The sequence below is a fragment of the Caballeronia sp. genome (assembly GCF_049581465.1).
In the GTDB taxonomy this organism is placed as follows: domain Bacteria; phylum Pseudomonadota; class Gammaproteobacteria; order Burkholderiales; family Burkholderiaceae; genus Caballeronia.
In genome coordinates, this window is the sequence record NZ_JBAUSA010000333.1 from 1 (window position 1) to 9,333 (window position 9,333).

The 9,333-nt window shown below is 59.7% G+C and carries 9 protein-coding genes and 1 riboswitch; all 9 genes read right to left on the reverse strand.

All coding sequences use genetic code 11. From position 1 onward, the window contains the following. Positions 1–103: 103 nt before the first annotated feature. The gene (locus tag WCA53_RS08280; RefSeq protein WP_423907861.1) at positions 104–1,120 is read right to left on the reverse strand and encodes a peptide ABC transporter ATP-binding protein; all 1,017 of its coding nucleotides are present in this window, start codon (positions 1,118–1,120) and stop codon (positions 104–106) included. Further along, the gene (locus WCA53_RS08285) at positions 1,117–2,112 is read right to left on the reverse strand and encodes an ABC transporter ATP-binding protein (RefSeq protein ID WP_423907864.1); all 996 of its coding nucleotides are present in this window, start codon (positions 2,110–2,112) and stop codon (positions 1,117–1,119) included. Before WCA53_RS08285 ends, WCA53_RS08280 begins: the two co-directional genes overlap by 4 nt. 1 nt (position 2,113) lies before the next feature. Continuing rightward, positions 2,114–3,031, reverse strand: coding sequence for an ABC transporter permease subunit (locus WCA53_RS08290; RefSeq protein ID WP_423907866.1), 918 nt, complete (start codon positions 3,029–3,031; stop codon positions 2,114–2,116). Between the two features lie 4 nt (positions 3,032–3,035). After that, complete coding sequence (locus WCA53_RS08295) at positions 3,036–4,046, reverse strand: ABC transporter permease subunit (RefSeq protein ID WP_423907868.1); 1,011 nt, start codon at positions 4,044–4,046, stop codon at positions 3,036–3,038. A 113-nt stretch (positions 4,047–4,159) separates the two neighbouring features. Continuing rightward, the gene (locus WCA53_RS08300) at positions 4,160–5,794 is read right to left on the reverse strand and encodes an ABC transporter substrate-binding protein (RefSeq protein ID WP_423907870.1); all 1,635 of its coding nucleotides are present in this window, start codon (positions 5,792–5,794) and stop codon (positions 4,160–4,162) included. A gap of 284 nt (positions 5,795–6,078) precedes the next feature. Beyond that, positions 6,079–6,918, reverse strand: a complete 840-nt coding sequence (metF, locus tag WCA53_RS08305; RefSeq protein ID WP_423907872.1) for a methylenetetrahydrofolate reductase [NAD(P)H] — start codon at positions 6,916–6,918, stop codon at positions 6,079–6,081. 29 nt (positions 6,919–6,947) lie between these two features. Beyond that, complete coding sequence (locus WCA53_RS08310; protein ID WP_423907874.1) at positions 6,948–7,301, reverse strand: phage holin family protein; 354 nt, start codon at positions 7,299–7,301, stop codon at positions 6,948–6,950. Positions 7,302–7,381: 80 nt separating this feature from the next. After that, complete coding sequence (gene ahcY / locus WCA53_RS08315) at positions 7,382–8,803, reverse strand: adenosylhomocysteinase (RefSeq protein WP_423907876.1); 1,422 nt, start codon at positions 8,801–8,803, stop codon at positions 7,382–7,384. Positions 8,804–8,836: 33 nt separating this feature from the next. Further along, a riboswitch (S-adenosyl-L-homocysteine riboswitch) is annotated at positions 8,837–8,965 on the reverse strand. 178 nt (positions 8,966–9,143) lie between these two features. Further along, on the reverse strand, positions 9,144–9,333 hold a 190-nt coding region (locus tag WCA53_RS08320), incomplete at its 5' end, for a hypothetical protein (RefSeq protein ID WP_423907879.1).

The following is a 9,333-nucleotide window of genomic DNA, read 5'->3' on the forward strand; positions in this document are numbered from 1 at the left end:
GACGCCGAGCGCATGCGCCGCCGGCGCAGCACTCAGGAACACCCACAACCCAAGAACTGCCACAAGCCCTAGGCGGCGCGCAACGTGCCGCGCCGCCGGGTAATCAGGCATCGATCTCCCCCACCTCCTCGGCTCGATGACACGAGACGTGCCGGCCATCGACAAAACGCAGCGCCGGTTCTTCCACGCGGCATTTTTCGATTGCATACGGACAACGCTGGTGGAATGTGCAGCCGGTGGGCGGATTGAGCGGAGACGGCATTTCGCCTTGCAACCTGATTTTGATGCGGCGATCTTCCTCGAACAGCGCCGGTGTCGCCGACATCAGCGAGCGCGTGTACGGGTGCCGGGGCCGCGCATAGATCGTGGCTTTGTCGCCGAGTTCGGCCACACCGCCAAAATACATCACCATGACGTCATCGGCGATATGTTCCACCACCGATAAATTGTGCGAGATGAACACATAGCTCGTGCCGAACTGCTCCTGCAGATCCATGAACAGGTTCAGGATTTGCGCCTGGATGGACACGTCGAGCGCGGACACGGGTTCATCGGCGACGAGGATTTGCGGGTCGAGGATCATCGCGCGCGCAATCGCCACGCGCTGGCGCTGGCCGCCCGAAAACATATGCGGATAGCGCGCCGCGTGTTCGGGCCGCAAGCCGACCGTGCGCATCATGTGGGCGATCCGTTCGGCGCGTTCGCTCGCGCTGAGTTTCGTGTTGATCGCGAGCGGTTCGCCGAGCGTCTGCTCGACAGTCTTGCGAGGATTCAGCGAAGCAAACGGGTTCTGGAACACCATCTGCACGCGTTGTCGAAGCTCGGCGACTTTCGCCTTGTTCGCATGTGCGACGTCCTCGCCGTCGATCAGCAAGCGCCCGGATGTGGGCGCTTCGATCATCGTCAGTTGCCGGGCCAGGGTGGATTTGCCACAGCCCGACTCGCCGACGACCGCCAGCGTCTTGCCGCGCTGCAGCGAGAACGATACGCCGTTTAGCGCCTTGACCGTGCCCTGCGTGAACATGCTGCGCTTCACGCTGTAGTGCTTCATGAGCTTATCGGCGACTAGAACGATGTCTTTTGTCAGGACCGCCGGGACTACCTCAGGGACTGCACTCATCGCGCGCCTCCATGTTCTGCCACGACACCCATGTTCAGCGGCTTGATGCAACGCGCGCGCACGGCGGGGTCGTTCGGAGCGAGTTGAAACAGCGCGGGACGCTCCTTTTTGCAATCATCGACGGCATATTTGCAGCGCGGCGCGAACAGGCAACCGACCGGACGATCGTCGCGGCCCGGCACCATGCCCGGCAATGCGGCGAGGCGCTCGGCGCCGCGGCTATGCTCGGGAATCGCGGCAAGCAGCGCTTCCGTGTACGGATGATGCGGCTCGCTGAAAATGGTCGGCACGTGATTCGTTTCGATAATCTCGCCCGCGTACATCACCGCCACGCGTTGCGCGACTTCGGACACCACCGCGAGATCGTGCGAAATCAGCACGAGTGCCATGCCCCGTTCCTTCTGCAACTTCACCAGCAACTCCATGATCTGCGCCTGGATGGTGACATCGAGCGCGGTCGTGGGTTCGTCGGCGATAAGCAGCTTGGGATTGCACGCCACGGCCATCGCAATCATCACGCGCTGGTTCATGCCGCCGGACATCTGGTGCGGGAATGCATCGATACGGCTCTTTGCGTCCGGAATCCCGACTTGATCGAGCAAATCGAGCGCCCGTTGCTGCAGTTTCGCGCCGCGCAAACCTTCGTGAAGCCGCAAGACTTCCTTGATCTGATAACCGACGGTGTAGCTTGGGTTCAAGCTCGACAACGCATCCTGGAACACCATCGCAATGTCTTTGCCGATGATCTTCCTGCGTTGCCGCGCCGATGCCTTCAGCAAGTCCACGCCGTTGAACATGACCGTGTCGGCGGTCACGATGCCGGGCGCGTCGATGAGTCCCATCAACGCCATCATGGTGACGCTTTTGCCCGAACCCGATTCGCCGACGACACCCACGATTTCACCGGGCTTGACGCTCAAGTCGATCCGGTCGACCGCAGGGAGTCCGTTAAAACTCACCGCGAGATTGCGAATGGTCAATAGATCGCTCATATCAGGCCATCCGTTTTAGTTTGGGATCGAGCGCGTCGCGCAGGCCATCGCCGAGCAGATTGATTGCCAGCACCGAGATCAGGATGGACAAGCCCGGCATGGTCACGATCCACCACGCGCTTTCGATGTAATCGCGCGCCGACGCCAGCATCGCGCCCCACTCCGCCGATGGCGGCTGCACGCCCAGGCCAAGAAAGCCGAGCGCGGCGGCATCGAGAATCGCCGAGGAAAAGCCGAGCGTGGCTTGCACGATCAACGGCGCGCCGCAATTGGGCAGCACTTGCGAGAACATCAGCCGAACCGTTCCGGCCCCGGCCACGCGCGACGCCGTCACATATTCGCGCTGCAATTCACCGAGCGCCGATGCGCGCGTCAATCGCACATAACCGGGCAACGCGACGATCGCGATGGCCAACATGGTATTGACCAGTCCCGGCCCGATGATTGCCACCACGGCCACCGCCAGCAGCAGCGAAGGCAACGCGAGCAACACGTCCATGATGCGCATGATCGGGGTATCGAGCCATTTCGGAAAGAACGCGGCGATCAGCCCGAGCACAATGCCGGGAATCAGCGCGAGCACGACCGAAACGAAGCCGATCCAGAATGACAGCCGCGCGCCGTACATCAGGCGCGAGAGGATGTCGCGACCGGCTTCGTCGGTGCCGAACACGAAGCGCCAGTTGCCGCCGTCGAGCCAGGCCGGCGGGATCTTGACGTTATCGCGATATTGCTCGATGGGAGAGTGCGGCGCGATCAGCGGCGCGAAGATCGCGATCAAGACCAGCAGGAGCACGATCGCGCCCGCCGCGACGGCGCCACGATTACGCGAGAAATTCGCCCAGAATTCGCGGGCCGCGAGATAGCGGCCGCTGGGCATGGGGGTCAGTGCCCCGGGGTTATTTTGGATATCGGCCATCGGCTTACCTCGTGTGGCGAATGCGCGGATTCAGCACGCCGTACAACAAATCGACGACCAGATTCACAAGAATGACGAGCGTTGCAATCATCAGGATACCGCCCTGCACGACCGGATAATCGCGCCGGCTGATGGCATCGATCAGCCATTTGCCCACGCCCGGCCACGAGAACAAGGTCTCGGTGAGCACCGCGCCCGCGAGCAAGGTGCCGACCTGCAAGCCGATCACCGTCACCACGGGAATCAGCGCGTTGCGCAACGCATGCACGATCACCACGCGGGCTGGCGAAAGACCTTTGGCGCGCGCGGTACGGATGTAGTCCTCGCGCAGCACTTCAAGCATGGAAGAACGCGTCATGCGCGCAATCACGGCCAGGGGAATCGTGCCCAACACGATGGTCGGCAGGATCAGGTGACTGACAGCGGACTTGAACGCGCCTTCATCGGTGGAGAAAAGCGAATCCCACAACATGAAGCCGGTGCGCGCGGGAATGTCGTATTCCACCGCGATACGTCCGGAAACCGGTGTCCAGCCCAGTCTCGCCGAAAAGAACATGATGAGGATCAAGCCCCACCAGAAGATCGGCATGGAATAACCGGTCAGCGCCGTGCCCATCACGCCGTGGTCGACTACCGTCCCGCGTTTCAGCGCGGCGGCCACGCCAGCCGGCAAGCCGATGACCAGAGCGAAAATCATCGCGCAGGTGGCCAGTTCGAGCGTCGCCGGAAAGCGGCCGAGAAATTCGCCCATCACGCTTGTATTCGTGATGATCGACTGCCCGAGGTCGCCCTTGAGCGCATGTCCGACATAGTGGAGATATTGAACCGGAAGCGGCAGGTCGAGCCCGAGCCGCTTCATGGCTTCGGCGTGCATCGCCGGATCCACGCCGCGCTCGCCCATCATGACTTCAATGGGGTCGCCCGGGATCAGGTGGATAAGTGCAAACGCGAGAATCGTGATGCCGATGAACGTCGGAATCACCATGCCTATGCGTCGCAGAACGAATCGGAACATGGTTCGTCTCTTTGGGGAGGAAAAATGCGACCGGCGACGCGGGCTTGTGACCCTTGTCGCCGGACCTTTGCAGCTAATTATAGTTTTAGTATGGAAAGCTTACGGCTAAGCGTTTACTGCACGCTGACGCCGTCAAAGCGCAAGTAGCCGAGCGGCTCGATCTTCATGCCGATAACCTTCTTCGTGGTCGGCTGATAGACGGTCGAGTGAGCGATCGGCGAGAACGGCAGTTGTTGCGCGAAAATCTCCTGCGCTTGCGTGTAGATCGTCGTGCGCTTAGCCTGATCGGACGTGATGCGTCCTTGGTCGACCAGGTCGTTGAACGGCTTGTAGCACCAGTGGGAGAAGTTCGAGCCATTCACCGCGTCGCAGCCCAGCAGCGTGCCGAGCCAGTTGTCGGGGTCTCCATTGTCGCCGGTCCAGCCAATCAGCATTGCATCGTGCTCGCCTGAGTGCGCTCGCTTGATGTACTCGCCCCATTCATACGAGACAATATTCGCCTTCACGCCAATCTTCGCCCAGTCGGCCTGGATCATTTCGGCCATCAGACGCGCGTTCGGGTTGTACGGACGTTGTACCGGCATGGCCCACAAGTTCATCTCGAAGCCGTTCGGGAAACCTGCCTTCGCGAGCAACGCCTTTGCCTTGGCGGTGTCATAAGGCTGGTTCTTCAGGTTCTTGTCGTAGGACCACTGGGTCGGCGGCATCGGGGCGGTGGCCGCCTGGCCCGCGCCCTGATACACCGACTGGATGATCGCCGACTTGTTGATCGCCATGTCCAGCGCGCGACGGACATCGACGTTATCGATGTTCTTCTTCGTCACGTTGTACGCCACGTAGCCTTCGTTGAAGCCTGCTTGCGACGGCGTGTCGATATTGGCATCGGCCTTCAGCGGCGCGATGTCAGCCGGGCGCGGATAGCTCATGATCTGGCATTCGTTGTTCTTCAGCTTTTGCACGCGGACTGCGGCATCCGGCGTGATCGCGAAAATCAGCTTCGAGATCTTCACTTCGCCCGGCTTCCAGTAATCAGGATTGCCGTCGAAACGGATGGTCGCGTCTTTCGTGTAGCTGCGGAAAATGAACGGGCCCGTGCCGACCGGCTGCTGGTTGATGTCCGATGCCTTACCGGCTTTCAGCAATTGCTGAGCGTATTCATCGGATTGAATCGACGCGTACTCCATCGCCATGTTCTGGATGAACGGAGCGTTCACTTCTTTAAGCGTGAACTTGACCGTGTACGGATCGACCTTCTCGATCTTCGTGATCAGCTTGTCCAGGCCCATGTCCGTGAAGTACGGAAACGATGCCGGGTAAGCCTTGCGGAACGGCTGGTTCGGGTCGAGCATGCGATTGAACGTGAACAGGACGTCGTCCGCGTTGAATTCGCGCGTCGGCTTGAAGTACGGCGTGGTCTGGAACTTCACGCCATGACGCAGATGGAAGGTGTACGTGAGGCCATCGGCCGACACGTCCCATTTTTCTGCGAGACCCGGCTCGACTTTCGTGCTGCCCCGCTCGAATTCAACGAGGCGGTTATAAACCGTGAACGTGTTCGCGGTGAAATCGGTGCCCGTGGTGTACTGAGCGGGGTCGAAACCAGCCGGACTGCCTTCTGAACAATAGACCAGCGTCTTGTTCGGAATCGGTGCGGCGTGGGCAACGCTCGCCGTAATGAGCGATGCCGTGATGGCGGCGCCAACTGCCATCGAAAGGCGGGCAGCTCGCAACAGGCCAAATTTCTTCATGTTTCCTCCGGGATCGGTGCTGGCTAGAACCAGCGTAGCCGCGATATTACTGAGCTTTGCCGGGGCAAACAAGGCGACGAAAAAACGGTGGGCAAGCGGTGAGGTAATAGGGTATTACGCGTAGTGATAGGCGCAGCGGCCGCATCGTCCTGTGCTGCGGCGTTGTCGGTTGGAATGGGGTCGAACTAATGGCAATGAAGACGAGGAAAACGAGAACCGCGCAACGAGCGTCGCGCGGGTAAATACCGATCTGGTTAGCGTGTTACTGACCTGTTACTGACGTGTTACTGACCGCGCAACCCCATCCGCTCGCAAATCGTCTTGCTCGCAGCCGCGCCATTCAGCGTATAAAAATGCAGCCCGGGCGCGCCTTCTTTCACCAGCCGCTCGCATAAACCCGTTACCACGTCGAGTCCAAAAGCGCGAATCGCCTCTCGATCGTCGCCGAAGCTTTCTAATCTACGCGCAATCCATTTCGGCACTTCCGCGCCGCACATCTCTGAAAAGCGCATTAACTGCGAGTAATTGGTAATCGGCATGATGCCCGGCACGATAGGCACATCCACGCCCAGTTTGCGCGCGTCATCGACGAAACGAAAATACGCATCGGCGTTATAGAAGTACTGCGTAATAGCGGAGTTCGCGCCCGCCTGCACTTTGCGCGCGAAACTCTCCAAATCGGCTTTCGGCGAGCGCGCCTGCGGGTGATATTCCGGATACGCGGCCACTTCAATATCGAACCAGTCGCCCTGCTCGGCACGAATAAAACCGACAAGCTCCGACGCGTAGCGCAACTCGCCGACTTCGCCCATGCCTGACGGCAGGTCGCCGCGCAAAGCGACGAGATGCCGAATGCCCTGCTCGCGATACGCATGCAAGATCGCGCGCAAGCTTTCCTTCGATGACCCGATGCACGACAAATGCGGGGCAGCGTCGAGGCCCTGCTTCATCATGTCGACGACGGTATCGAGCGTGCCTTGTTGAGTGGAACCGCCCGCGCCGAACGTCACGGAGACGAACTTCGGCTTGAGCGTGCTGAGCTGCGTGGCGGTTGCGCGCAGTTTGTCGACGCCTTCCTGCGTTTTCGGCGGGAAGAACTCGAATGAGAGTTCGATCGGATTCATGATGTTTGTCTTTGGGCGCCAGGAACGCCCTACCCGAAGCTGCGATTCCCGAAGATCAGCGCCGACAGCAACCAGGACACGATGCTGTACAAGATCGAGCCGATAAACGCGGCCCAGAAACCCGACACCTCAAAGCCTTTGAGCAGCGAAGCGCACAGCCAGAAACACAGCGCGTTCACCACGAGGATGAACAACCCCAGCGTGACGATGGTCACCGGCAGCGTGAGCAGCACGAGAACCGGACGAATGAAGGTGTTGATCAGTCCAAGCACCAGCGCGATGATCAGCGCGGTTCCGAAACTGCGGATGTGGATCGAAGGCACGAGGTAAGTGATGATCAGCAGCGCGAGCGCGTTGACCAGCCAGGTCAGCAACAGGGACATCGATGTTCTCCGGGTGTTTCAAGGGATGCGTGCACGAATTTGAAAATCCGTGCACGCGCCGGGTTCACGCCGTTATTGCCTTAATAGCGATAATGGTTCGGCTTGAACGGGCCCATCTTGTCCACGCTGATATAGCTGGCCTGAGCGTCGGACAGCACGGTCAGTTCAGCGCCGACATGGCCCAGATGGAGACGTGCGACCTTTTCGTCAAGGTGTTTCGGCAGGACGTAGACCTTGTTTTCGTACTTGTCGCCATGCACGAACAATTCGATCTGCGCGATCGTCTGGTTCGTGAACGAGGCCGACATCACGAACGACGGGTGGCCCGTCGCGCAGCCGAGGTTCACCAAACGGCCTTCAGCCAGCAGGATGATGCGCTTGCCGTCGGGGAAAACGATGTGATCGACTTGCGGCTTGATGTTGTCCCACGTGTATTGGCGCGTGGAGGCAACGTCGATTTCCGAGTCAAAGTGACCGATATTGCAGACGATCGCGTTGTTGCGCATGGCGACCATGTGGTCGTGGCCGATCACATGGAAATTGCCGGTCGCCGTCACGAAGATGTCGGCCTTGTCGGCGGCGTATTCCATGGTTACGACGCGGTAGCCTTCCATCGCTGCTTGCAACGCGCAAATCGGATCGATTTCCGTGACCCATACCGTTGCGCCCAGACCGCGCAGCGATTGCGCGCAGCCCTTGCCCACGTCGCCATAACCCGCGATCACGGCGATCTTGCCCGCGATCATCACGTCGGTTGCGCGCTTGATGCCGTCGACGAGCGATTCACGGCAGCCATACAGATTGTCGAACTTCGACTTCGTGACCGAGTCGTTCACGTTGATGGCCGGGAACGGCAGGCGCCCTTCCTTTTCCATCTGATACAGACGATGCACGCCGGTCGTCGTTTCTTCCGTCACGCCCTGGATATGCACGAGGCGCTTGGAATACCACGTCGGATCGATGTCGAGGTGCGCGGCGATCGACTTGTACAACGCGACTTCTTCTTCGTTGGTCGGCTTCGAGAGAACCGAGCGGTCTGTCTCGGCCTTTGAGCCGAGGATCAGCAACATTGTGGCGTCGCCGCCGTCGTCGAGGATCATGTTGGCGAATTCGCCGTTCGGCCATTCGAAAATGCGGTGCGCGTATTCCCAGTATTGGTCGAGCGATTCGCCCTTGAACGCGAACACCGGCACGCCTGCTGCGGCGATGGCTGCGGCTGCATGATCCTGCGTCGAGAAGATGTTGCACGAAGCCCAGCGCACGTCCGCGCCCAGCGCGGTCAGCGTTTCGATCAGCACGCCGGTCTGAATCGTCATGTGGAGCGAACCGGCGACGCGCGCGCCTTTCAGCGGCTGTTGCGTCTTGTATTCCTCGCGCGTTTGCATGAGGCCTGGCATTTCGGTTTCGGCGATATTCAGTTCCTTGCGGCCCCAGGCAGCAAGCGACATATCGGCGACGAGGAAATCGTTTTGGGTGTTTGAATCGAGAACTGCGGCGTTCATCACGCCCTCCTTTCTAAATGGAATCATAGAAATTTGACGTGAGCGCCGTTCGATGCGGTGGTTCAACAAGCGCTTAATGAGTTAGCGCTGGTCGCTCCGTCCGATTGAATGCTTCGAGCCTGGCGGGTATTGTTGCAACCCGTCGCAACGCTCCTCGAAGCGAATGGGATTGTAGCAAATCGCTGGCGCTTGGGGTGGCAGTGGCGGTGGGTGGGGTTGGGATTGGGGTGCTGCTCGCGGCGAGTGTGGGTTTAGGGCGGAGTCCTCCTGCTAGCGTGGTCGTTCTGCATAGGTAGTATTTTCTTGCTTATTACTGTTAGCCCCTATCCGGGGCGGGACTTCATTTCTTTGCAAACGCGCAAAGAAACGAAGCAAAGAAACGCGTTTTAAACCGCCAATTTTTAAGTGTCGCCGTTGCCCACTTCAGGTTTTTGGCACGAACATAGTACGGCTCCCACCCATCAACCCTCAGTTGAACACCCACCCCAAGCTCAAACGGCGCGCACACGCTTCGCCTCAATGGCCGTAAT